This window comes from Mycobacterium sp. URHD0025 (assembly GCF_000426065.1).
GTDB lineage: Bacteria > Actinomycetota > Actinomycetes > Mycobacteriales > Mycobacteriaceae > Mycobacterium.
Genome location: NZ_AUEQ01000007.1, coordinates 532,628 through 556,167, shown reverse-complemented (window position 1 = coordinate 556,167; position 23,540 = coordinate 532,628). Strand labels below are relative to the sequence as shown.

20 protein-coding genes are annotated in these 23,540 nt (G+C 64.7%); 11 read left to right on the top strand and 9 right to left on the bottom strand.

Annotation, left to right across the window (positions count from 1 at the left end; genetic code table 11):
* The first annotated feature begins 24 nt into the window (after positions 1 to 24).
* The 3 genes from H977_RS0110205 to H977_RS0110195 all read left to right on the top strand — a co-directional run bounded on the left by H977_RS0110205 (position 25) and on the right by H977_RS0110195 (position 4,682).
* Positions 25 to 1,266, top strand: coding sequence for a PucR family transcriptional regulator (locus H977_RS0110205; protein WP_029107774.1), 1,242 nt, complete (start codon positions 25 to 27; stop codon positions 1,264 to 1,266).
* Positions 1,267 to 1,398: 132 nt separating this feature from the next.
* The gene (locus tag H977_RS0110200) at positions 1,399 to 3,405 is read left to right on the top strand and encodes a fatty acid desaturase (RefSeq protein WP_036475544.1); all 2,007 of its coding nucleotides are present in this window, start codon (positions 1,399 to 1,401) and stop codon (positions 3,403 to 3,405) included.
* Between the two features lie 95 nt (positions 3,406 to 3,500).
* On the top strand, positions 3,501 to 4,682 hold the full coding sequence (locus H977_RS0110195) for a DUF7373 family lipoprotein (RefSeq protein WP_029107772.1): 1,182 nt from the start codon (positions 3,501 to 3,503) through the stop codon (positions 4,680 to 4,682).
* Positions 4,683 to 4,717: 35 nt separating this feature from the next.
* Here H977_RS0110195 and H977_RS0110190 read toward each other — a convergent pair whose 3' ends face one another.
* Positions 4,718 to 5,572, bottom strand: coding sequence for a phytanoyl-CoA dioxygenase family protein (locus tag H977_RS0110190; protein ID WP_029107771.1), 855 nt, complete (start codon positions 5,570 to 5,572; stop codon positions 4,718 to 4,720).
* Between the two features lie 47 nt (positions 5,573 to 5,619).
* On the opposite strand from H977_RS0110190, the gene H977_RS0110185 reads away from it, so the two are divergent.
* On the top strand, positions 5,620 to 6,195 hold the full coding sequence (locus H977_RS0110185) for a TetR/AcrR family transcriptional regulator (RefSeq protein ID WP_029107770.1): 576 nt from the start codon (positions 5,620 to 5,622) through the stop codon (positions 6,193 to 6,195).
* Between the two features lie 28 nt (positions 6,196 to 6,223).
* Here the strand turns inward: H977_RS0110185 and H977_RS0110180 are convergent, their stop codons facing one another.
* Complete coding sequence (locus tag H977_RS0110180; protein WP_029107769.1) at positions 6,224 to 6,610, bottom strand: hypothetical protein; 387 nt, start codon at positions 6,608 to 6,610, stop codon at positions 6,224 to 6,226.
* Positions 6,611 to 6,767: 157 nt separating this feature from the next.
* On the opposite strand from H977_RS0110180, the gene H977_RS0110175 reads away from it, so the two are divergent.
* Positions 6,768 to 7,850 carry an SDR family oxidoreductase gene (locus H977_RS0110175; RefSeq protein ID WP_081681683.1) on the top strand — a complete coding sequence of 361 codons (1,083 nt, stop codon included), beginning with the start codon at positions 6,768 to 6,770 and terminating at the stop codon, positions 7,848 to 7,850.
* Here H977_RS0110175 and H977_RS0110170 read toward each other — a convergent pair.
* A complete protein-coding gene (locus tag H977_RS0110170; protein ID WP_029107767.1) occupies positions 7,847 to 8,527 on the bottom strand; it encodes a TetR/AcrR family transcriptional regulator C-terminal domain-containing protein in 681 nt (226 codons plus the stop codon). The genes H977_RS0110175 and H977_RS0110170 overlap by 4 nt on opposite strands.
* Before the next feature lie 135 nt (positions 8,528 to 8,662).
* On the opposite strand from H977_RS0110170, the gene H977_RS0110165 reads away from it, so the two are divergent.
* Positions 8,663 to 9,688: an NADP-dependent oxidoreductase gene (locus tag H977_RS0110165; RefSeq protein ID WP_029107766.1), complete on the top strand. Its 1,026-nt coding sequence runs from the start codon at positions 8,663 to 8,665 to the stop codon at positions 9,686 to 9,688.
* 30 nt (positions 9,689 to 9,718) lie between these two features.
* On the opposite strand, the gene H977_RS32855 is transcribed toward H977_RS0110165, so the two are convergent.
* Positions 9,719 to 14,566 carry a ComEA family DNA-binding protein gene (locus H977_RS32855; RefSeq protein WP_029107765.1) on the bottom strand — a complete coding sequence of 1,616 codons (4,848 nt, stop codon included), beginning with the start codon at positions 14,564 to 14,566 and terminating at the stop codon, positions 9,719 to 9,721.
* Positions 14,567 to 14,875: 309 nt separating this feature from the next.
* On the opposite strand from H977_RS32855, the gene ripB reads away from it, so the two are divergent.
* A complete protein-coding gene (ripB, locus tag H977_RS0110155) occupies positions 14,876 to 15,568 on the top strand; it encodes an NlpC/P60 family peptidoglycan endopeptidase RipB (RefSeq protein ID WP_231395919.1) in 693 nt (230 codons plus the stop codon).
* Positions 15,569 to 15,600: 32 nt separating this feature from the next.
* On the opposite strand, the gene H977_RS0110150 is transcribed toward ripB, so the two are convergent.
* Positions 15,601 to 16,539 (bottom strand): M56 family metallopeptidase, encoded by a 939-nt coding sequence (locus H977_RS0110150; protein WP_029107763.1) that lies wholly within the window; start codon positions 16,537 to 16,539, stop codon positions 15,601 to 15,603.
* Entirely contained in the window at positions 16,536 to 16,925 is a 390-nt protein-coding gene (locus tag H977_RS0110145) for a BlaI/MecI/CopY family transcriptional regulator (RefSeq protein WP_029107762.1), read from the bottom strand. The genes H977_RS0110150 and H977_RS0110145 overlap by 4 nt, the downstream gene beginning before the upstream one ends.
* Positions 16,926 to 17,215: 290 nt before the next feature.
* Here H977_RS0110145 and H977_RS0110140 point away from each other — a divergent pair, with 290 nt between their 5' ends.
* Entirely contained in the window at positions 17,216 to 18,085 is an 870-nt protein-coding gene (locus tag H977_RS0110140; protein WP_081681682.1) for a L,D-transpeptidase, read from the top strand.
* Here H977_RS0110140 and H977_RS32850 read toward each other — a convergent pair.
* Both H977_RS32850 and H977_RS0110130 read right to left on the bottom strand, forming a co-directional pair.
* Positions 18,027 to 18,854 (bottom strand): rhomboid-like protein, encoded by an 828-nt coding sequence (locus H977_RS32850; RefSeq protein WP_036475540.1) that lies wholly within the window; start codon positions 18,852 to 18,854, stop codon positions 18,027 to 18,029. The genes H977_RS0110140 and H977_RS32850 overlap by 59 nt on opposite strands.
* A gap of 81 nt (positions 18,855 to 18,935) precedes the next feature.
* The gene (locus H977_RS0110130) at positions 18,936 to 20,300 is read right to left on the bottom strand and encodes a bifunctional lysylphosphatidylglycerol flippase/synthetase MprF (RefSeq protein WP_029107760.1); all 1,365 of its coding nucleotides are present in this window, start codon (positions 20,298 to 20,300) and stop codon (positions 18,936 to 18,938) included.
* A gap of 362 nt (positions 20,301 to 20,662) precedes the next feature.
* Between H977_RS0110130 and H977_RS0110125 the strand changes: the two genes are divergently transcribed.
* The 3 genes from H977_RS0110125 (at position 20,663) to H977_RS0110110 (ending at position 22,288) form a co-directional block, all read left to right on the top strand.
* Positions 20,663 to 21,001, top strand: a complete 339-nt coding sequence (locus tag H977_RS0110125) for a hypothetical protein (protein WP_502691153.1) — start codon at positions 20,663 to 20,665, stop codon at positions 20,999 to 21,001.
* Between the two features lie 281 nt (positions 21,002 to 21,282).
* Positions 21,283 to 21,804 (top strand): nuclear transport factor 2-like protein, encoded by a 522-nt coding sequence (locus H977_RS0110115; RefSeq protein WP_029107757.1) that lies wholly within the window; start codon positions 21,283 to 21,285, stop codon positions 21,802 to 21,804.
* Positions 21,805 to 21,982: 178 nt separating this feature from the next.
* Positions 21,983 to 22,288, top strand: coding sequence for a hypothetical protein (locus H977_RS0110110; protein ID WP_029107756.1), 306 nt, complete (start codon positions 21,983 to 21,985; stop codon positions 22,286 to 22,288).
* Between the two features lie 63 nt (positions 22,289 to 22,351).
* On the opposite strand, the gene H977_RS0110105 is transcribed toward H977_RS0110110, so the two are convergent.
* Positions 22,352 to 23,239: an ESX-1 system-associated protein gene (locus tag H977_RS0110105; RefSeq protein WP_029107755.1), complete on the bottom strand. Its 888-nt coding sequence runs from the start codon at positions 23,237 to 23,239 to the stop codon at positions 22,352 to 22,354.
* Positions 23,240 to 23,540: the final 301 nt, after the last annotated feature.

Here is a 23,540-nt window from a genome sequence, read left to right as displayed (position 1 = left end):
GTTCAGTCGACGTTAGGGTGCAGTATGGACGCGCCAGAGCCGACCCACAGCGCGGATGTGGGAAGGCGTATCGCTGCGTCTCTGCTGACGAATGTGTCGAGCCTGGCCGAGGACATGCACAGGTACATCGTCGAGCGGGTACCGGAGATCGGCGGCGACGCCGAGCTTCGTGGTCTGACCCTTGGATCGTGCTCGTCGAATCTCGAAGCGGTATTTTCGATGATTCGTCATGGAATCGACGCAGCGGCTGCCGAGGCACCGGTAACGGCGCTCGAACACGCACGAGCAATGGCGTCACGAGGCCACAGCGTCGACGTGATGCTGCGGTTCTATCGGTTGGGCCACGAATACTTCACCGAGAAGCTCTTCGACCTGCTGACCGAGAGGATCGAGGACCCGGCCGTCGCACTGAGGACGTTTGTCGAACTCGAGCGGTTCGGGTTTCGGTACATCGACCGCATCTCGAGTCTCGTGGCCGCGGAGTACGTCGCTGAACTCGACCGCCGCCAGAACCAGGCCAGAGCCGAGCGAGCCGACGTGGTGCGGGCACTGCTCGCCGGGGAACGTGTCGATCATGCTCGGGCCGAACGTGTGCTCAGCCACCCGCTCACCGGTCGGCAAATCGGTTTCGTGTGCTGGGCCGACGATCGCGGCGTTGATCTAGAGGCGTTCGCCAGGCGCGTCGGTCGATTTCTCGGCGCGCGACATTCGGTCGTCATGGCCGACGGCCCACTTGCCGTGTGGGGATGGGTATCGATCACCGGAAACCCGAGTCCGTCGCTGACAGACATGCCAACAGAGTTGGCGGACGAAGGCGATAATGTCCACGTCGCGGTGGGCTCGGCCCACCCGGGGGCCGCCGGATTCCGCACCTCCCACCTCGAGGCCTTACGCGCTCGCCGGGTCATCGAACTATCTGGGCGCGCGGCACCAACGATCACCGCATTCAGCGATATTGCCTTGGTGGACGCCATCTCGCGCGACCTGGACGCCGCACGAGCCTTCGTTGCCGCCCAGCTCGGCGATCTCGCACGAGACGACGCGAAAGAGCGTGACGAGCGCGCGACCCTCCTGGCCGTCCTCGACGCGCAAGGCAGCCTGACGACCGCGGCACGCACGTTGGAAATCCACAAGAACACGGTCCTGCAAAGGGTGCGTCGCGCAGAGGAGCGCATGGGCCGGCCCGCCACGGTCGACGTCGTCGAGCTGCATGCCGCACTCCTCGTCTGCGACGTGCTGGGGGCCTCGGTACTGCGCGAGCCATAGCGTCACCACCGGATCGCGGGCGCGCCGGGATGTGCTGACGGCACACCGGAGAGTGCTGCGAGGGCCTTGTTGGTCGACGCCGGCGGTTTGTAGTTTTCGAGGCATCTCATCCCCGCAGCGCGAAGGATTCCGATGTTGACCACCGCTCAACACTCCCAGCCCCCGACGCCCTCGCCGCACGCGTTGCCTGATCCGGGCGAGCAGGTTCCCGCGCTGTCCTGGCCGATACTCGGCATCTTCACCTTCGCGCTTGCGCTCTTCGGCGCATCGACGTGGGCGGCGATCAGCGACGTTTTGCCTGCGATCGCCACCATTGCGGCGAGCGCCGTGGCGATCTTCGTCATGTTCACCGTCCTACACGACGCCTCGCATTATTCGATCAGCTCCCACCGCTGGGTCAACGTCGCCTTCGGTCGCGTCGCGATGTTCTTCGTCTCGCCGCTGATCTCGTTCAAGTCGTTCTCGTTCATCCATATCGAGCATCACCGCAACACCAATGACGGTGCGTCCGATCCCGATCACTTCGTCAGCGCCGCGCCCTGGTGGCAGCTGCCGATCCGCTTTCCGGCCATGGACGTGCCCTACATCAGTTTCTTGGTACGGAACGTGAGCAGACGCCCACGCGCGGAGATTCTCGAGACGGTGGCCTTGATGGCCTTTTCGGTGTCGGTGATCGTGTTGGCCGCCTTCGCCGGCCATCTGTGGACGCTCGCGCTGGTCTACCTGATTCCTGAGAGAATCGCGATGTTCGTGCTGGCTTGGTGGTTCGACTGGCTTCCCCACCACGGCCTGGAAGACACCCAACGCGAAAACCGGTACCGCGCAACCCGTAACCGTGTCGGCTCGGAGTGGATCCTGACTCCCCTACTGCTGTCCCAGAATTACCACTTGGTCCACCACCTACACCCCTCGATCCCCTTCCACCGCTACGTCGCGACCTGGCGGCGCAACGAGACCGCGTACCTCGAGCGCGACTCGGCAATCGGTACAGTCTTCGGTCAGCAGCTCGACGCCACGCAGTACCACGAGTGGAAACGCCTCAACGGCAAACTGGCTGCGCTGCTGCCTGTCCGGATGCCACGTTCCTCCGCAGCACGCCATGCCGGTTCATACCCGATCCCTGTCAGAAGCGTCGAACCCCTGACCAACGACAGCGTCAAAGTCAGTTTCGATGTTCCCGCTCACCTCACCGATCAGTTCGCATTCCAGGCAGGCCAACACCTGACCGTCAAACACCGCATAGGCGGAAAGGAGGTGCGACGAAACTACTCGATCTGCACCTCGGCCACATCGGGCGAACTGGCGATCGGCGTAAGGCGCATCGCCGGTGGGCGATTCTCGACATTCGCGGTCGAAACACTACGGGCCGGTGACGTTTTGGAGCTGATGACCCCCACGGGCAGCTTCGGTGCGCCGCTTGATCCACTCGCTCGGCGCCACCATGTCGCGGTCGCAGCCGGCAGCGGTATCACGCCGATCTTGTCAATCATGCGCACCACCATGGAGATTGAGACCGAGAGCCGCTTCACTCTCTTCTACGGCAATCGAGCCAAGGACTCGACCATGTTCGCCACCGAACTCGACGAGCTCGAGGCACGATATGCAGATCGCTTACGCATCTTCCACATCCGCTCAGCGGAGGCCCACCACCCTGCCGCGCTTCGCGGCCGGATCGACCTGGCGATGGTTCACCGGCTCCTTGAGCGCGACCTCACGTCAATCGACCAGTGGTATCTCTGCGGCCCAGGCGATCTCGTCACGACCATGCGCGACGACCTGGCAGCGGCGGGAGTGTCGATCGAGCGGACACACCTCGAACTGTTCCGCGGCACGAACCGACCTACACAGGTAAACGAGTTCCCCAAGTCCGCACTGACCATCACCCTGTCCGACGCCGAGTACACCGTGGAACTCGCCGCCGGTGAGACGGTCCTCGAATCCGCGCTGAAAAACAACATCGACGCGCCCTATGCCTGTCTCGGCGGCGCTTGTGGCACGTGCAAAGCCAGGATCACCACAGGCGCAGTATCGATGGAGCAGAACTTCGCACTCAACACCGCCGAGGTCGAGGCGGGCTTCATACTGACCTGCCAATCGCATCCGATGACCCCAACCGTCGCGGTCGACTACGACACCTGATGCTGCGTGAGCAGAGCCGGTTCCTCTGCGATACTGGCGACGGATCAGTGGCGTGGTTGTGGAGGTGAGCGGTGCGAAAAATCTGTGGCATCGCGATGGCCTTGGCATCGTCGGCTGTGGTGGTCGCGGGCTGCACGTCGGTGCAGGATGGGCACGCGGTCAGCGACCCAGCCTTCACGGCAAACGGTGATGGGGTCATTTTGGCCCTCCTCGACCCCGGCAATTACCCGACCAAACCCCTCGACCCAATGGGGACCGCCGGAGGTCGTGGACATGTTGTGGAGTCACAACGAATGGCCGAATACCTCGTTCTGCCCAGCGATGTGGACAAGAGCATGACGACCCAGGGCAACCTCGACGGTCTCGGTACCGCCATACCATTGCCCACCGCCGGGCTCATCGACGGATTCGTTGTCTCCGGCACCGAGAAGATCCTCGAATCTCATCACTATGTCGCCGGCTTCGCCGCGCAGCGATTCGGTTCCACGCGGGCCATGACGGTGATGGTCGCTCGCTTTCCGGACGAGACGACTGCTGCCGATGCGGCGACCCAGATGGCCGCCGTCCCAGCTCCAGGTGGGACTCGCGTTCCGTTCCCGATCCCGCGGCATCCCGAGGCGTTGGGCTCCACCTTCGACGTGGGCGACGGCGCCCACTACGTCGAGAGTTACACAGCGCACGGCCCGTATGTGCTCTACCAGTTCGTGAACTCTCAGGAATCACCAAACGGGGCAGCCGATCTCGCCGCGGCAACGTTGGACCGGCAAGCCCCACGTATCGACGGGTTCGTGCCCACGGATCCCGCGAAATTGGGTGATCTTCCGCTCGATCCCGACGGCCTCTACGCAGCGACGCTTCACCAGGAAAGCGACGCGAAGGACTTCACTCAAGGTGTCTACGGTCCGCAAGGCGGTTTGGCATACGAGGGCGATACCGGATCCATGGGCGAGGTCTACACCGACACCGGCGTCGATACCGTCGTGCGAGGCGCGGCGGTCGTCTACCAGACCAAAGACGCGGCGTCGGCGCGTCGATTCACCGACACCCTGGTCAGAGACGCCGACGGCGACAAGGCGTTCAAACCGATACCAGCGGTTCTCGGACTGCCCGAATCTCGTTGCTATGACGGCACAACCGGCCGCAGCGGTCCCAACGGTGCGATCTTCCAATGTGTCGCCACCGCCGGTCGCTACGCCTTCCGCGTCTTCTCGCATCAGAAGCTCGACGTCTCCCAACGCACCGCTTCGCAGTATCTGATGCTCAACTCACGACGATGATCTCCTGCACCAGAGGCGCTTTCGGCCAAGAAGCATCAGATGGGCTGAGCGCCGGGCTCCAGTAGTCGCTTGGGGTGCATGCCGTCGACCTGGCCGATGAATGGCGGATGGATGCTGTAGCCGAGCATGCGGCGAATGTCTTCGGATACGGCGCGCACCGTGTCACGTGTCATCGACAAGGTGAACGCCTCCTGCGGGCGCAGCCACGGCTCGCAGTATTGGGCCGTCACCGCCAAGCGTGCGTTCGCGGTACGGTTGGCGCCTCCGCCGTGCCACAACGTTCCGAGAAAGAACACGCATGATCCGGCGCTCATCACCACGGGCTTGCGTTCGTCGGGCTCGGGTAACCGATCGCCCCAGGTGTGGCTGCCGGCGACGATGTCGGTGGCTCCGTTGTCGGTGGTGAAATCGTCGATGGCCCAGATCGTGGCCGCGCCCAACGCTTTTCGCGGTCTGGGCAACGGGTAGAACCCGTCGTCGGTATGCAACATCTGGGCCTGCTCCCCCGGCAGGATGTTGATCACCTGCAACATCGACAACAGATAGTTCGGCATGAACAGCCGATCCAGCAGCGCCAGTACTCGCGGATGGTCAGCGATCCGGTCGCAGCTGCGGGTCTTGTTGAAGACGCTGTAGACCCGTTGGGTGGTATGGCCTTCGAACCCGTTGCGGCCCCGCTGATCCAGCAGCGGCATGACGGATTCGCGAATGGCATCGAGCTCTGCCGCCGTGAGCAGTTCGGGCAGGATCACATATCCGTCGCGCAGCAGTGCCGCCAGGTCTGCGTCGGCTACGGTCGGGTCGACCTGCTCGCCGGTGCTGCGGGTTCGTCGATATGTGCCGGCAAGGTCGCCGGTCAACTCCATCAACGATGTCACTTCAGTGCTCATGGCAGCCCCTACCCGAAACATAACTGACTTCTGTTATGGTTCGAACTATGGCACGCGCCCCGATCGGGCGTCAACAATTACTCGACGCCGCCCGCGATGAACTCGTACAGGGAAACGGTGTCATCGAACTGAGCGGGCTCACCCGCCGTGCCGGCCTCAGCACCGGCGCGCTCTACCACCACTTCGGATCGAAGAGCGGGCTCCTGACGGCGATCTACGACGGCTTCTACGACGGGCTGCGCCACGCGATCGCCGATGCGCATCTACCCACCGGAGACTGGGCCACTCGCGAACGCGACCGCACCCACCGCTTCGTCGCCTATCACCTCGCCGATCCACTGGCGCCGATCCTGCTCAATCGCACCGCCGGCGATCCGCAGTTGACCGAACTCGAAGCCGCCTACATTCACGACCTCATCGACAACGCCGCCGCCAACATCCGCCATGGCCAGAACCTTGGTCAGCTGTCGCCGGACCTGGACCCCGACGGTGCGGGCGCGTACGTCATCGGCGGTCTGCGTCACGGCATCGCACAACAACTCCGCGTCACTCCTGCGCCGGACTCGGACCAAGCCACACAAACCTTGTGGCGCTTCACCGCTGCAGTCCTCGGCATCGGGTAGGCCGACGGGCCCATACCACCACCCGCGGTCAGCTCCGCTCGTCCTGCCCGCGGCCGGCGATGCGGTTCAGCGTCGAGATGCCGGGGATGTTGGTCAGCTTCCGGAAAACGTCGTTGCCGGTGTTGATCAACGATTCCAATTGCGGCAGCAGGCGGTCCACCGTTCGGAACATCGGATCGGCCATGGCCATATACCGTTCCGTCCGGTCGATCGTCGTGTTGAGCCGTTCTGTCGCGACAGCGAGATTTTCCAGCAAATCGGGCAATTGCGCGGCAAGCTGAGCCGACGCCGGCGGGATGCGCATCGCGCCGCTCGCCACCGCCTGGGCGGCTTCCACGGCCGACTGGGCTGTACCAACTGCCGCCTGAGCGGCCGATTTGAGGTCGCTGGGTTTAGGCACTTTCTGGCTACTCATACTGAGAACTGTCCCCCACATGGGCCACGCCGACACCGGTAACCAGCAATATCGCGCACCCGTGGTTGCCGAAGGATCATGGCAGGGCAAACTGATCAGGGCACCGCCGCATCGACAGCGCCGCTGCGTCGTGCAGTCCGGACGGAAGGAATCCACCATGAGCACACCCCGGACCCCGATCGACCCGGATGCGCCAGTCCTTGTGACCGGCGCCAGCGGCTATATCGGGAGCTGGATTGTCCGCGCCCTCCTCGAAGCCGGCCACACCGTTCACGGCACCGTGCGAAACCCGCAAAAGACCACTGCCTTGGAGCATCTGCACAAGCTCTCGGCGGATCATCCCGGGCGGCTGATGCTCTTCAAGGCGGACCTGCTCGCCCCCGGCAGCTTTGACGATGCCATGGATGGGTGTCAGGTCGTCATGCACACCGCCTCGCCATTCCTGCTGTCCGGCTTCACCGATGCGCAGGAGGCTCTGGTTCGCCCGGCCCTCCAGGGAACGCGCAATGTGCTCGACGCGGTCAACCGCACCCAGAGTGTCAAGCGGGTCGTGTTGACCAGCAGCGTGGTCGCGATCTACGGCGACGCCCGGGAATCACGGGACGTCCCCGGCGGAGTTTTCACCGAGGAACACTGGAACACCACCAGCAGTGTCGATCACCAGCCCTATCCGTACTCGAAGACCGTGGCTGAGCAAGAGGCCTGGCGATACCAACAGGGGCAGGAACGCTGGGACATGGTCACCATCCATCCCGGCCTGGTGCTCGGGCCTTCTCTCACCAGTGCCAGCGACTCGGCGAGCCTGAGCACGATGAAGCAGTTCACCGACGGCAGCATGCTGGCCGGCGCTCCCGCGTTGACCATGGGCGTGGTGGATGTCCGCGATGTCGCCGATGCGCACCTGCGTGCTGGTTTCACCGCCGAGGCGCACGGCCGCTACATCGTCAACGCCGAGTCACTCACGCTGCTGGACATCGGCAGGATCCTGCGACGCCGGTTCGGCCCGTTCTACCCGTTCCCGAGGATGACCGCACCCAAGGTGCTCGTGAAAGCCATCGCTCCGGCAGCCGGGCTGACGCGAAAGTTCGTCGATCGCAACATCGGTTACCCGCTGGAATTCGACAACTCCCGCAGCCGCAATGAACTGGGACTGGTCTACCGTCCTGCGGAGCAGACCATTACCGAACACTTCCGGCAGATGCTCGACGACGGGCTGGTTCGGCGGATGCCCGGCAGCTAGGCCCCGGGTTCTGGCGGAAGGCCGTATCGCACGGCAATCCCGGTGAGCAACATGGTCATTCGCTGCTGAAAGGCATCTTCGCTGAACGGGTCGAAACCGGACTGGGCGATCGCGCGCAACGTTGGATAGTCGCACGTCGGGCGTTTGGCTGTGAGCTTGAAGATCCGGGCCAGCCATGGTTGTCCGCTCTGGGCGTGGAGGTACTCCCGGTGCGCCTCGGTGACGCTGCCGACTGCCAGGGCGCTCACCGCCGACCAGACCGCCATGGCGTCATCGGGTGACAGGCCGTGCTCCGCCAACGCCTCGACCGCGTCGCCGGTGTACTCCATCTCCATGGCATCGCGCACCCCGCCCGTGACGAACTTCTCCACGAGCGCCGGCTCGGAGGCCAGCACCGTCCGGATGTACGACGCGTAGCTGCGCATCCAGGTTGCCCAGTGCTCGCCGGCGTATCGCGGTGGCGGCGACATGACGAGTGCGCTCTCGGCAGCCAACCGCAATAGATCGTCCTGGTTCTTCACGTGGTGGTAGAGCCCGGGAAGGCTGATGTCCAGGTGCTCGGCGACGCGGCGCATGGTGACGTTCTCGCTGCCGATCTCCAGTACGGCCGCGACGATGGCCCGCTCGTCGATGCGCGGCGGCCGGCCGCGGCGCGGCGTTAAAGCTTTGGAGCTCATGGTTTCCCGATTGTCGTAGCGCGATTCATCGGTGTTCTCCCGCGTGGCGAGACACTTTCGATCTGGGGCTTGACGCTAATCGATGGGAGTTCTAAGAATCAATATGAAAATTCGGATGACCACGGGAGAGATGAATTGACTGACGCTGCGCACCGCCAGAACCGTCAGGTGCTGTTGCGCCGACGCCCCGAAGGGCTGGTCTCCCCCGACGACACGGAGATGGTGACCACGATCGCGCCCACACCGGCCGAGGGCGAGGCGCTGTTGCGCACCACCTATGTCGGCATCGACGCTGCCGCTCGCACGTGGCTGGACGGCGAGCCCGGCTACCTTCCGGCCCTCGAGCTCGGCGAGGTGGTTCGGGTGGCGGGTATCGGCGAAGTCGTCGAATCCCGTTGTGATGCCTACAAAGTCGGCGACCTGGTGACCACTCTGACCGGATTGCAGGATTACGCGATCATCCGCGACGACCTTTTCAGCACGCCGGTGGTCGGGTACACCGATCCGCTGGCCGTCATGTCGATCTACGGGCCGACCGGCGCGACGGCCTACTTCGGCATGAAGGGCGTCGGCAATCCGCAACCCGGCGAGACCGTCGTCGTATCAGCGGCCGCGGGTGCCACCGGGTCGGTGGCCGGCCAGATCGCCAAGATCGCCGGCGCGCGCGTGGTCGGTATCGCCGGCGGTCCGGAGAAATGCCGTGCCGTAGTAGAGGATTTCGGCTTCGACGCCTGTGTCGACTACAAGGAGGGCAACCTGACCGCCGCGCTACGGAAAGCGTGCCCGAACAGGATCAACGTCTACTTCGACAACGTCGGCGGCGACATTCTGGATGCCGCGCTGGCCAACCTGGCGCACAAGGCACGCGTGGTGATGTGCGGCATCATTTCGAGCTATCTCAACGGTGACCACCCCGGGCCGGCCAATTACGTGAACCTGCTCGCCACGGCCTCGACGATGCAGGGCTTCATCGCACTCGAAGAGTGGGCGCGTTTCGACGAGGCGTTCGCCGCACTGCAGGGTTGGGAGCAGGACGGGCTGTTGGTGCATCGCGAAACCGTATACGAGGGGCTGGAATCCAGTATCGACGCACTCAACGGTCTGTTCACCGGCGCCAACATCGGCAAGATGCTGGTCAAGATCAACGAGCCGAGCCAATGAGAGGATGAGCAACTTCCAGGGTTGACGTCGTCACCCGAAATGGGGTGGCACCGGCCACTGGTTGTCGATCAGCGCCTGGTTCGCGGCCTGCCAGCGGTCGATGGTCGCGATCCCGTGGTCGACGTAGTCCGCCGGTTGGACCGGGCTCTGCTGGCGGGTGTTCTCCATGCCGGTCCGCTCTTTGAACACCCGGTCTACTCCGGAGTTCATGAGGTCGTGGGCGATGGCCGGCCTGTTGTGTCCATCACCGGGGATGTCATCCCAGAGCAGCGCGTGCCCGATCTCGTGCGCGAGCGTCTCCCCGATCAACCTGCCGAAGACCTTTGTGGCGAGGTCCGTCAACGCGGGGTTGGCGACCAGCGAGGTCTGGAGTTCGATGACCAGGGCCTGGGTCTCGGTGTCGACATCGATGGCATCAGGCTCGGTGTACATGCCGGGGAAGATGTCGATCGTCTCATCGAACGTGTCTGCCGCCGGCCCGTTCGTGATCCCGAGGTTTCCGTCCGCGTCCTTGTTGCGGATCGTTGCGGTCACCACATTGGCTGCCGGAACATGTGCCGGAAGAGCATCGTTCAGGCCGCCGAGCTGCCAATAGACACGTGTGTTCGAGGTGGCGAGAAGGTTTTCCACCACCGCCTTGGTATGGCCGAGCAGCACGCCCTTGCGTCCGGCAAGCTGTGCGTCGGCCAGCGCCTGGTCGAAGTCGGCAGTGCTCTCCACCACCTTGACACATTGGGGCACCGACAGTTTGAGCTTCATGCTCGCGATGCGGACGCCGCCACCGTCGAGCAGTTCGATGTCCAGATCGGTGATCCCGGGCACGATGCCGCGCACCTTGGTGCGCGGGGAATCAGGGTTGTCGATCTTGACCGTGCCGGCTTTCGGCGTCGACCAGCGCAACCGGGCGTCCGCCGGCGCGTTGCGGAACTTGGCCGCCACCTCGATCACGAGCGACTTGTCGTTCGACTTCGGATGGAACGCCCTCAAATCAGCCGATTCGGTGTCGCCGTCGAGGATGATGATCGGCTTGGCCGAGTCCTCCGCACTGTGCTTGTCTCGCGCGTCGACTTCGATCTTCTCGCCGGTGGGTCGAGTGACCGACACGGACGCCTTCTCACCGCCCGCCGTCTTGGTGATCTTCTCGACATCCTCGGTGGTGCTTGCCTCCTTGGGGTTCGTGGTACCGGCGCCGACCATGCCGCGGATCGCGGTCTCGGTCAGGCCGGCGGCCTGCGCGTCGTTGATCAGACCCTGCTGCTTCGCCGAACCGATGGTCTTGATCGCTTTGTCGATGTCCTTGCTCATCTTTGCCTGCAGCGCCAGATCGGCGGCCTTGGTGCCGAAGGTGGTCGCCGTCTGCAGCGATTGCTGAAGGGCCGCAGCCGCATTCCGCTGGGTCCCCTCGAGGCCGGTGATGTCCTTGAACGCTCCTGCCTGTCCGAGCAGGCTCAGAGCGGCACCAACACCCGTCGGATCCGGAGCTGCCGGCGCATTCTGCATCGCGATGATCGGGGCCGGCAGATCGGTCGGCTTGACCTCGGCCGGCGTAGCTCTCCTGGTATCGGTCGAGACCGGCAGTAGTGCCGTCGGCGAATCTGGAATCGGCGACTCCTCCCACCGCCAGAACCTTGTCTCGTCCATGGATTCACAGGAGTTGCATGCGCCCATGACGGCTTCCGCGTATACGCCACGGGTCGGGATGGCGATTCGCGTCGGCTCGATCGGTGTGTTCGGTTCATAGTGCTCGAGCAGGTCGATGGGGTTTTCCACGTCCTGCTTGAAGGTCGGATCCAGATGAAATCCCCGAGCGACGGGCAGCACGAGGCTGTTGCCGATGATCCCGATGAGTTCGTTCTCCACGACGCTGGCGACCGATCGACCGCCCGAGTTGGGCGCCTCGAAGCCGTCGAGCAGCATGAACAGGCGGGCGTCGCTCAGGCTCGACCATAGCCGCTGGTGCATCACCTCGATGTTCTCGTTGAGGTGATCGAGCAGGTGGCGCGCGAGCTCCTTGTCCTCTTCACGCGGGTTACGCAATTCCTGGCGATTCAACGGAGTTTCGATGCGGACGTCATCGAAGCCGGTGAGGTCGTTGCGGATGAAAGCGTTTCGGAACAACGCATCCGACAGGTGCGCCGTGCGGTAACGCAACGATCCCGACTCGACGATGACCCGCGAGCCGGCCGGAAGCACGTCGAAAAGCAGCGGTGAGCCCGGGACATTCAGGCGCGCACTGATTTTCACCGCCTTGACGTCGGCGCGGTGCACCGGTGCCAATGTCGACGTCATCCGAAGTGACAGCGACAGCTGGCGATCGTTGGCGAAGGTCGACACCAGGGTCGGATCCAGCCTGAGATCGATCTCGGAATCATCGGCGCGGACAGCGAAGACACGCAGGGCCGACGCCACGTTGGACGCGATGCGCGGGCCCATCTGGTCGAGAAAGACCCGGTCCTTGAATTGTTGCTCCTTGAGGAACTGCGCGTAGAAGTCGGCGGCGTCGAATCCGAATAGCTTGAGTAGCGGGGACCATGTGTTCGGGTCGAACTGCTCGTCTTTGTCGCGGGGCCGAGTGAGCTGGAATCTGATCGACAGGTCACCCTCGACCGATTCGAGGTTCTCGTCTGCGTAGCGCCCCGTGGGCAGATCGCTTCCGATGTAGCCGGCGTCGATGCGTTCGAGGGCGGCGAATCCCGCGCGTAGTGGTTGGGAGACCCAGCGGGCCAGGGTGTTTCGCCACCGCAGTGCCTTGTCGCGGGTGAACCACGACATGAGCATCGGTACCAGGAGGCACTCTTGCACATCGACCAGTCGCTGGCGGATCAGCATGTGCCGCAACACCTCGAAGTATTGGATGGTGATCGCGTGGCAGTGGTTGTAATTCGCGACCGTTTCGGTCGTGGCAGTGACGCGCTCGCCCTGGGCCACCGTGTGTACCACCGAGGTTCGTTGGCTCCGGACCGACGACGCGCTCTGGATCGTGCGATCGCGAAGTTGGTTGAGCGCGTTGGCCGATGTCTGTCGCGACGAGTTCTGCCACGCCTCGCTGTCGGCGCTGGCATACCCGCCGCCGACCCCCAGTAATCCGCCGACCGGCCCGACAATCGCGCTGATCCCGAGGCCCCCTCCGACTCCTCCGGTCGACGAACTCGATCCGCCCCGGGTCGATTCGGTCAGCGTCCCGGACACGATCTCATTCACGTCGCGGTCGCGGACCAGGCTTGCGTCAATCCGATCAACCGATGTGCGCGATTCCTCCAATGTGGTGACCTCGCGCCGCTCCCAGTCGACGACCGCGATCTGCTTCTTCTGGCCAGGTGCCATCGGCAGGCTGTAGAGCAAATTCCCCATCGAATAGCCGTCGGACACATATTCCTGTTTGAACCTCAGCACGTGGCCGTGGGCAATGGTCGTCGCTTGGTGGACGGTTGCCTCATCCCAGTCGATGGGGTCCGCCCCGGACAGCGGACGCCTGCCGGGATCGCGCGCGACCGCCTTACCCAGGAACCGCTGGAGATCGCCGTGCAGAGACAGGCGCACCGCGCTGCTGATCCGGTCCGCCGTGACCGTTGCCGGATCCCGGGTGATGGCGCGCAGGATGCCGGCGTCGACCGCCAGATTCTGTGGCAGCGCGGCCGCGTCGGTCGCCAGGATTTGTGGCAGTGTTCCGGTGGAGCCCGCTCTCACCGCGATGTCGGCATCGCCGGCAACACGCCGCCCGGCGGGGACTGCCTTGGTGGTGTCGGGTGCGGTCATCACCACGTCCTGAAGCAACCCGGGCAGGAATTTGTCGACCACAGACCAAGGGACCTTGTGCGGTTCTTCGAGAGTCAAGGCGCGGATCGCCGGTTCGGTGGTTCGCACCACATACGAGAACGAGTACTCCTCCAACGTGCGGTCAGGCTTGGTGAAGTCGACACAGCGCCCCGCGCCCGCGTCACTCGAGAAGGTGCCGTCGGCACGTCCCAATTCGGTCGAGTCCGGCGACCTCGGAGCATCGGCCGGGGCGTGACAGTCGCAGTCGTCGTCGGTGTCCTTCGGTTCCGGAAGGTCGATGACAAGCAGGACGTGCTCAGGAAACTCGTTGCCCTCCAGATGGATTGGCGCTGTCTCCGGTTCTTCTCCGGTCCCCACCGTGGCATGTGCCGCACTGAACTCGCCTATCGGGTACGGGCCGGAGAAGAAGCCGTGCCGATCCGTGGTCACCACGATCAGTGCACGGAAGTCGGCATCTGCCGGGTCGGCTACCGAAGCTGCCCACACGACGACTTGCAGGTTGGATGCGGGGCGCCGTCCCGCGGCGTCGATCACCTGCCCTCGTAGCCGATTGGGCTTTCCGGCGGACGGGTCGGTGTTGGGCAGCGGAGACCCGAAGACCTTCGGGTCCACCTGGATGGTCAGCCTCTGCGGCAAGGTCGTCCCAGGTTCGACCCGCGTGGCGAGAACGTCGCCATCGGGAGCCAAGACCCGGACGCGCACGGCGCCCACCAACGTCGATCGATCCGGGATCGCAAGGGTCACCTGACCGTTCGGCGGTGTGGGTGTCGAGACGGCGAAGGGCACGGCGGTGCCGGTGTCCGGGTTGGCATGTGACGAGGTCAGGTCGACGGAGTGACCGCTGAAGTCCGTCGTGGCATTGGCGCCGCGCTCGAGCACCACGTCGAGGGTCTGGCCGGCACCCGTGCTCACGGTCAGTTGGCCGCGAATTCTGACGAGGACTCGTGCGCTGATGCCCTCGACTTCGACCAGGCCATCGACGGTGAGGAAGGGGCCATGTGTGTCACGATGCTTGACGATCGCCGCGGCAAGCACCTGCCCGATTCCGTCGACAGACGCGAGTTCGTCGACGGACGCCGTGTTGATGTCGATCAGTGCCATGGCACACCTCATCCTTGTCGTGATGAACCGCGTCGATCGTCCCGCCGATCAGCCTCCAGGGCGCGAGTAGTCGACTACCCAATTCGTGCTAACCGGCTGAGACAAGAACGCGATCTCGGCTAGGGAGCGAAGAGTGCGATTCTGTAACGGTTGGGGCTCAGTGATTGGTGTGATGTAGGGTACGTACGTACGTAGTTACTACGTAGATAAGTAGGCCGGTATTCGTGGCCGAACCTGGCGCAGCGCGGAAGGGGAATGGGTGAAGTGCCTTCCATCCCGCATGCACACCACGGCCACTGTAATCGCCGAATGCTTTTGCGCACGGGGCTTTTCGTCGCTGTATCGATGGCGGCAGTGGGAGCTCCGCAGGCGCACGCCGATCCGGGCCCCGGTCAATGGGACCCCACCCTGCCCCGCCTGCTCAGTGCGGGGTCGCCGGGCGATCCGGTGGCCATCGCCAACGCGTCGTTACAGGCAAGCACTTTTGCGGCACAGACCACGTTTGACCTCGGAAAGAAATTCCTGGGAAGCCTCGGGCTCGCACCGGCTGACCCCGCCACGGCGGTGGCCCCGGCATTCCGCGGCAACCGTGTGTACGGCAGACAGGCGGTCGAATACGTCATCCGGCGGGCCGGCACACAGCTCGGTGTTCCTTATTCCTGGGGAGGCGGCAGCTTGACCGGACCCAGTCGCGGAGTCGATTCCGGCGCCGGCACCGTCGGCTTCGATTGCTCGGGGCTCACCCGTTACGCGTTCGCCGGTGTGGGTGTCCTGCTCCCCCGCTATTCGGGTGACCAGTACGCCGCGGGGCGTCAGCTGCCGCCGTCACAGGCCAAGCGAGGCGACCTCCTGTTCTGGGGACCCGGCGGCGGACAACATGAAGCCCTCTATCTCGGTGCCGGTCAGATGATCGAGGCTCAGCAGACAGGGGTACCGGTGAAGGTCTCCCCGGTCCGGCCCTCGGGGATGACGCCCTATGTCACTCGCGTCATCGAGTACTGACGCGGTGGTGGCCGAGTGGCCGCCGCCCTTGATCAGCGGCAGAACAGCCCGGACAGCCCCAACGCGAAAGTTGCCACCGGGGCCAGAGCAATGACGGTCGTGGCACCGAGAAGACCTGCGCGCGCACCGAGCCTGGTCCACGGCGCGGGCGGCAATGCAAGACGCTCGGCGCGGTTGAGCAACGCCACATCGGCAGCACCGAGTGTCTGGGCGGGCGTGGCGCCGGCGAGGGCCATCAGTCCGGTCAGCAGCGTGTGTTCCCCGCAACGGCGTGCAGCGGCATCGTCAGCACACATCTCCAGCAGCCGGGCGACATCGACCGCTCCGCGCGTCACCAGCTTGAGCCTCGGGAACGCCACCGCCAACCCGCGCAGCACCGTGACGATCTTCGGATGGTGCCCGTCCAGGTGCGCGCGTTCATGAGCGAGAACGGCTTGAAGCTCATGGCTGCCGAGGGCGGCGATCGCACCCGTAGTGACCACGATCGCGGGTGGCGCGCCCGCGACGCAGTACGCCGTGCGCTCCCCGGCGTCGACGATGAAGACGTCGCGCTGGCCGGCGGGACGTCCCACCAGCCGAACTGCCTGGGCATGACTGTGGGCATGGGCGCGCAGCCGGTGAATGGTGCGCAGTGCCTTCACCCCGTAACCAATCACCGCGACGGTCAGCGCAACCGCGACACCCACGACCGTCAGCTGGGCCGCCAGGCCGGCACGGCCCGCGGCGATGTCGCAGAACACTTCCACACAGGACGCCAGCAGAGAGCGGCGTTCACCACCGTGGAACACCACGTCACCGATGACCACCAGCGGAATCGCGATCCAGGTTGCCAATACGCTGACGATGGCGGTCAACCACGCGGCCACACCGACTCTGGGGGCCGACCCGCCGCGGGTGAGGGCACTGAGCAGCATGGGCGCCAGCAGCACCATCGCAACGCTGTAGATCAGCAGGCCCGCTGCGACGTTCACCGCTTCTTCGCCCTTGTCGACCGCCTGGCCAGGGTGCGGAGGGCGGCACGCAACCGATCAGAGTCCTGCGGATCGATCTGTTCGATGAAGTAGCTGAGCACGAGATCGGAACGACCGCCGCCGTCGAGTGCCTCGCGCATCAACTGTGCGGAGTGCTGCTCGCGGTTCAACGTCGGCCAGTACCGGTAGGCCCGCCCGTCGCGATCGCGTTCCAGCCAGCCTTTCGTATGTAGGTTGTCCATCGTCGACATGACTGTGGTGTAGGCGATCCGGCGCTCCTCGGCGAGTTCGTCGAACACCTCTCGCACGGTGACCGCCGCGTCCCCACGGTTCCAGATGCGATCCATGATGTCGGCTTCCAGTTCGCCGAATCCCCGTACGCGCACTACACCCCTCCACGGTCGATGGTGCGAGCCTACCCGGCAAAGTGGCCGTCGGGCTGCCTCGACGCGGCCTCGGTAACTACTACATAGGGCAGTACGTAGTAGTCACCGTGAGTGGCGACCGGCCGCGCAGCCACGCCCGCCCATCGCGATCTACTATCTCCGTACGTAGCTAGTAGAGTGGACGGGACATGTATCCGCCCAGGCGGCGTGATCAAGGACATCTCGTCGATGGAGGCCTCGTGCAGCACCGCACCAGAAACCTGTGGGTCACGGCGATCGCGGCCGCCGTGATGCTCACCGCATCATCAGTGTCGGGTACGTCGGCACTCGCAGAACCCGAGGGCGCTGGGCAGCCCGCCGAGCCGGCACCGCACGTGGGCTCGTCGCAATGGCCGTTGCCTCTCGCGGCCGACGTCGGTATCCCGGCGGGGCAGAATCCGCTGCCGTTCACCGGCGAACCCCCGTTTCTGCCGCCGACGTTCAATCCGGCGAACGGGTCGATGGTTGGTGTCGCCAAGCCGATCTACATCAACTTTCAACGGCCGATCGCCGACCGTCAGATGGCCGAGAACGCGATCCACATCTCCTCGACTCCACCGGTGCCAGGCAAGTTCTACTGGATGAGCGACACCCAGGTACGTTGGCGCCCAATCGATTTCTGGCCGGCAGGTACGGTCGTCAACATCGATGCGGCCGGCACGACCTCCACTTTCCGGGTGGGCGATGCGTTGGTGGCGACCATCGATGACGACACCCATCAGATGCAGGTGCACCGTAACGGCGTGCTGGAAAAGACCTTTCCCGTATCCCTCGGCAAGCCGGGTTATGAAACCCCCAACGGCACGTACTACGTGTTGGAGAAGTTCGCCGACATTGTCATGGATTCGTCGACCTACGGCGTTCCGGTGAACTCGGCCGAAGGCTACAAACTCAAGGTCCGCAACGCCGTCCGCCTCAGCAACACCGGGATCTTCGCGCACAGCGCTCCGTGGTCAGTCGCCGATCAGGGCAAACGCAATGTCAGCCACGGCTGCCCGAATCTGAGCCCGGCGAACGCGCAGTGGTTCTTTGACCACTTCGGCAGCGGTGACCCGGTCGTCGTCAAGAACTCCGTCGGCCTCTACAACCAACCTGACGGGGCGAACGATTGGCAGATCTGAGCGGGCCTGGCTGCTCGCGGCCCTGCCACCGCCACCAGGCCCATGTTGTGATCGTGGCAACCGCGAGACCCGCGGGCAGCGCGACCGGTGCCACGGGCAAGGCGACGCCGACGAGGAGCAGCAGACCGAACCCGACGCCGATTCCCAGCAGTACCAGTCGCGCCGGCGTCCAGCGCACGTCAGCGCTGAACCGCATGGACAACAGGATCCCGAGGATCAACGCGATGGCGTGCCCGACGGCAGTGAAATCTGTTCCCGACACCGCGACCACGACGGCGATCGTCACCCATCCGGCGACCCATGTCGGGCGCCACCGAACCGGTATTGCCGCGGTGAGGGCCCCGATGACTGCGATCGCGCCGTAGCTGAGCCCCACGTCTTGCGCGTGCGCGACAGAGATCGGCAGCCAGCCCAGCTTGATCGCCGCCGCCAACCCTGCCGCGACGATCAGGGTGGCCCCGACATGACCCAGTGCAAAGGTCTGGATCAACCGCCGACTACACCACAGCAACTCCGCCAGTGCCAGCAGGCACACCAGTCCCGGCAGCAACAGGTACGTATATCCCTCGGCGGTGACGAAGGCACTGCCGAAAAGTGTTCCCCAACGGCCCTGACCCAGGTTCTCCAGATTGGTGCTCAGATGACCGACCACCCGGTCCTGCACCGTGGGCCCCAGCATCAGCAGTACCGACGCGATCAGAAACAGTGCGGCCGCATAAGCCAGGGTGACGCGCACCCGGCCCAGACTGGAAAACACTCGCGACAACATCTCGACCCAGCATACCGACCTGGGCCAGGGCTCAAATGTGCTGGTCAACGCCCCTGGTGTCGGGTCGCGGGCATCTTCTACTCATCGGGACGGGCGGCGCGGAGCGAGCTCGAGCATCAAGAAGACGGCCGCGGCCGGCAGGAGGTGGACCATCGGGAGTAGCACATACCGGCGCTGAGCCATCGCGCCGAACTTGCGCACATACCGATACAGCGACTCCAGCTTGATGAACCGGTCGCCGACATGAGCGAGCGTTCGCAGCACGCGCACCATCGCCTCTCCGCTGCGGTCGGCACCGAAGAGATCGGGGAACGGGGCAAACGCCAGTGAGACGCGCTCTCCCCCATGCGACCGAGCCCAGTCGACCATGTCGACCGTGAGCCGCTCGTCGATTCCGTTCGGTGCGCTCGACCGGCGCCATGGGAGATCGAGACTCAAATCGGTCCCGCCTCCCGCGCCGGCAAAACGCTGAAACGCCTGAATCCGTCCGTCGCGGTCACGCCCGTAGATCAACCACACATTGGGATAGCGGCCGGCCAACGTGGCGCCGAGCATCATCGAGAACCCGCGCTCGGCGCCGGCCGCCTTTCCCGAATGCCGCATCACATCGACGAGTTCGGCCCGAAGCGCCGCGTCCACGTCCGACTCGGCGATCACTTCGGTCGTCACGCCGGCGTTATGGGTGCGCCGGACCGCCTGCCTGAGATTGCGTCTTGATCTGCCGGCCAGGTCGAACCGGTCGACGTTCACCACGACGTCGCGGCCGATCGGGATGGCCCGCAGCGCGGCGCCGATCACCGCGCGATCACGCCACAACGCGAGCCTGCGCTCGGAGGCGCCCAGGACCAGAATGCGCCAGCCCTGCGCCCGGCACAGGGCGGCGAATGAGGCGACGACCTCCGGATAGCGAGCCTCGGCTCCGATCGGATCACCGCCGGCCACGGCGAAACCCATCACCGTACGGTAAGCGAGCGCGGCCGTCCCGTCGGCGGAGAACACGTAGCTCTTGCCCGCAGCCATCGCAAAAGGCGCAAGCGGATCACCCCGTGTGCCGTCGACCAACGATGCCACCACACGCACCGCATCCGGCTCTGCCGTCGAACTTCTCGGCCGGACCAGCATCGCGGCAGCCAGAATGAGACAGATCCACGCGTCCGCCGGATGTCCGAGCACCACCGCGAACGTCCCCAGCAACAGAGCCGCTGCGGCGGTGCCACCGTGGGCCACGGTCAGCGGGCGTCCGAGGAGCAGGCCGTGCAGCAGAATCGTCGCGGCCAGTGACACTGCGACCAGGCTCATCAGCACCGGCTCGTGGCCGATCCTGCCGGTGCTGTGATCGAGAACCACTGCGGCCGCACTGCCCGCCAGGGTCAGGACGACCACACCGCGGGCGATTCGGAGCCGCAGCATGCGGCGTTCGCCTGCGCCGGCAGCGTCCGTCGTCACGCCGGAGTGTGGGCGTGATGCCGGGGCCGGTGACGGAGTCACATCTACGGTCTTCCCACTGCCACTCGGAGATAACGGATCGTTGGCTGCTACCAATGATACGAACGGATCCTGAATCTCTGCCGGTGGAAAAACCCGGTACGGCCCAGGGGCAGCGACGGTGTTTCCGTCCGCGGCGCACAGCAGCGATATCCCTCACAGATGGGTGGGGATCGAACCGCTTCCCCATCAAGAGTTTTGACTCTTCCCGGACCGATTGTGTCATGACAATGCTGTCGTGCGGCAAATGCCGCAACGCCGCGGCCAGGGGGTTCATTTCATTGCGCCGATTAGGTTTACGGCTCCGCGAGGCGGGATAGCCAATGGATCTGGCGAAATTCATTCGCATTCGGATTGGAGGTCGACTTGCTATGAAGATCACCAAGATCATTGCCAGTGCAGCTGTTGCAGGTGGGATGGCGGCCGGAGCCGCCGGACTGAGTGCAGCCGGCGCGAATGCCGCTCCACCGCCCGCGCCGGCACCGAATCAGCCGATGATATCGATGACGATCCCAGGTGGCCCGAATCCCGCAACGCCTCCTGCCTGGGCGCCGCCGAAGCCTGCGGCGCCGGCGTGGGGTGGCGGCAATCCACAGGTATGGGATGAGGGGTGGAACCACTGGGGCGTCTGGATGAACGGCGTGTTCGTGCCGACGTACTAGCGGAAGTTCGACCTCCGCCACCCCGGATGCTTCCGGCGGTGGCGGAGCCGTGCTCGGAGGCCGTGATCGAGACCGAACAGGACTTCGAGCAGATTGCGCAGGGGTTCTCGACCCGGGATGACAACGGCGGGAGCGAGCGCGCAGGCCGATCGCTGCTGTGTCGACCCAGCCGCAGATATTCATCGTTGAATCCCCGATACAGGTATGTATATTGATGTGTGCGCCACGACACATCAGTGGCCGCCTCGCCGCTGCCGCTCCTCCAATAGATAAGGACCGCAATGGATCTCGTCGATCGAATCGCCAAGCACCGCCGCATGGCCGAGAGCTACCGGGATAAGTACGTGCTGCGGAAGGTGCAGGACGGCGAGACCTACGACGAGTGGGAGTTCACCGACGACGCCGTGTACACCTCGCCCTACTTCGTGGCCGGACAGGAGCTGGTTCTCAAAGATGTGGCGACGTCGTTCGATGTCGCGGCCACGGTGGAGGCCAAGGCGTACTCGGTGGTGTTCCCGGACTGGAAGCCCGTCGACCACAAGTTCTGGCCTGCCGAGAACGGCCTGGTGATGCGGTACCGCTGGGAAGGCACGACAGCTGACGGCGAGACGATGGGTTTCTACTCGATCAGCTTCATCGACACGAACGACGAAGGTCAGATCACCCACTGGTCGACCTACGTCAACGACGAGGAGTACGGGCCGTTCCTCGAAAAGGCCATCGGCGCCCGCGGGCCCTTCCATGGCGACGAGTACATGGAGGCGCTGGCCCGTCACTTCGAGAAGCACAGTCTGACCTGGTGAGTCGAGCGCACCGCGGTGCGCTGGACTCACCCGTAGCCGAGAATCCGCGGCCGTTCTTCATCCGTTACCGATCACACAGCCCGCACCAACGATGCGGACAGGGCAAACACAACATCGCGAAATAGCTTTGCTCTCCGTGCGGCACCGTCGCCGCACCAGTCAGAAACGGAGTAGAGCAATGCTTTTCAAGAAATCCGTTGGCGTAGCGGCGATGGCGGCAGCGATCGGTGTGTCCGGCGTGCTGGGTATCGGTATCGGAACCGCAAGCGCCGATCCCGGCCCGGGGTGTGACCGTCCCGGCGCGCCGTGCGAGCACCGCGACGACCGCGGGCCTCAACCCGACCAGTGGCATGGTCGCGGAATCGACCAGGGGCGTAGCGACCATCAGCCATTCGACTGGAATGGCCAGCGGGTAACCCCGATGCCCGCCGGAGACGGTCACGGCTGGGGTTTCTGGTTTCTCGGTACCTGGATTCCGCTGTAGCCCAACCGATTCCTGGCGGGGCACCCATCCCCTGGTGCCCCACCAGGTACCGACATGACATGCTCAACGCGGTGTCGAGCAGACGGCTTTCACCGCCCCGTCCATAGCAGTGGCCGCGGTCCAGCTCGCATGATCGGCCGGCTCGAACTTCGGCAATTTGGCGGCATAGTTGTCGACGTACCGAGACTGGGCCCGCAACAGGCCGCTCAGAAGCGGGTCCATCGACTCGTCTGCCAGGCGGCGTAATTCGGCCGCTTCCTGTCGCATGACCGGGATGACGGACATCGTCACGGTCCGCTGCTTGGGTGGCCAGCGTGCGGCAGCCACACGGTGATCTGTCTTCGCCCACGCCTGCTGCTTGCCGTCGTATCCGGCACTGGCCCGTTGCCACTGACCGCACACCGGGTCGGGTTTCGCCGCGGCAAACGCCTGAGTGGGTTTGGCACCCGGAGCGTCCCGCACAGACGATGCAATCACTTCGGCAGGAACGGGTTTCGCGCCGCCTGACTTTGCCGGTTCGGCAGCGGGCGGCTCGGTCTCACGCCCCGACAACGTGACCGCCAGGACACCGCCGACCAGCAATACCGCCGCGGTGGTCACACCGATCACCGTCCGCATCCGGGGGCGTCGAGTCAGGCCGGCATCCGGTCCGGAATCAAACGGCCAACGCCCTCCGTCGCCGGCACCCCGAAGCGCCACCTTGAACGCCGCGTCCGGGCGGGCTCGTAGTTCGGTGACAGCCACTTCGACGGCGGCGGTCGGCGTCCCGAGATCGGTGAGCACCTTGACGAACCGCGCCACCGACACCAGGTCGCGTCCGTAGAGGTTCTCCTGCGGTTGCGTAGCCGGCAGAAACCGCTCGACGAGGTCCTCGCGTAGCTGTGATGCGCGTGCGATTTCCGCAGCGGTGAGCCAGCGCCCCGGAACATCTTCTGCCCCAATACCGGTCATTCAGATGATCCTTCTGTCCACACCTAATGATTGGTACAACACCGCGCGCACGCCCTGCAACCGGGCAGGCACCCGAGGGCCGCCACGTTGCCGTCACAAGTTGGCCACCGAAAGGTCACGGTCAATCGAGTCCGGGTCTACGCGGGATCGCCTGGCAAACAAGCATTCTCATCGATGTCGGGCTGCCCCCGACGGAACGTACCCCACCTGACCGGAGAACCGTTGGTGTCAGGCGCGGACGCCGTCGGCCGCACCGGCAACGGTCGCGTCGGGTCGCCGGGGATATTGCCGACATCTCAAC

Bases quoted from the DNA above. Each gene is read 5' to 3' on its own strand.
- H977_RS32850 (WP_036475540.1), bottom strand. From the start codon at position 18,854: ATGTTGTCGCGAGTGTTTTCCAGTCTGGGCCGGGTGCGCGTCACCCTG.
- H977_RS0110190 (WP_029107771.1), bottom strand. From the start codon at position 5,572: ATGAGCACTGAAGTGACATCGTTGATGGAGTTGACCGGCGACCTTGCC.
- H977_RS0110195 (WP_029107772.1), top strand. From the start codon at position 3,501: ATGGCCTTGGCATCGTCGGCTGTGGTGGTCGCGGGCTGCACGTCGGTG.
- H977_RS0110175 (WP_081681683.1), top strand. From the start codon at position 6,768: ATGAGCACACCCCGGACCCCGATCGACCCGGATGCGCCAGTCCTTGTG.
- H977_RS0110170 (WP_029107767.1), bottom strand. From the start codon at position 8,527: ATGAGCTCCAAAGCTTTAACGCCGCGCCGCGGCCGGCCGCCGCGCATC.
- H977_RS0110200 (WP_036475544.1), top strand. From the start codon at position 1,399: ATGTTGACCACCGCTCAACACTCCCAGCCCCCGACGCCCTCGCCGCAC.
- H977_RS0110185 (WP_029107770.1), top strand. From the start codon at position 5,620: ATGGCACGCGCCCCGATCGGGCGTCAACAATTACTCGACGCCGCCCGC.
- ripB (WP_231395919.1), top strand. From the start codon at position 14,876: ATGCTTTTGCGCACGGGGCTTTTCGTCGCTGTATCGATGGCGGCAGTG.
- H977_RS0110110 (WP_029107756.1), top strand. From the start codon at position 21,983: ATGCTTTTCAAGAAATCCGTTGGCGTAGCGGCGATGGCGGCAGCGATC.
- H977_RS0110125 (WP_502691153.1), top strand. From the start codon at position 20,663: ATGGATCTGGCGAAATTCATTCGCATTCGGATTGGAGGTCGACTTGCT.
- H977_RS0110180 (WP_029107769.1), bottom strand. From the start codon at position 6,610: ATGAGTAGCCAGAAAGTGCCTAAACCCAGCGACCTCAAATCGGCCGCT.
- H977_RS0110205 (WP_029107774.1), top strand. From the start codon at position 25: ATGGACGCGCCAGAGCCGACCCACAGCGCGGATGTGGGAAGGCGTATC.
- H977_RS0110140 (WP_081681682.1), top strand. From the start codon at position 17,216: ATGCTCACCGCATCATCAGTGTCGGGTACGTCGGCACTCGCAGAACCC.
- H977_RS32855 (WP_029107765.1), bottom strand. From the start codon at position 14,566: ATGGCACTGATCGACATCAACACGGCGTCCGTCGACGAACTCGCGTCT.
- H977_RS0110105 (WP_029107755.1), bottom strand. From the start codon at position 23,239: ATGACCGGTATTGGGGCAGAAGATGTTCCGGGGCGCTGGCTCACCGCT.
- H977_RS0110115 (WP_029107757.1), top strand. From the start codon at position 21,283: ATGGATCTCGTCGATCGAATCGCCAAGCACCGCCGCATGGCCGAGAGC.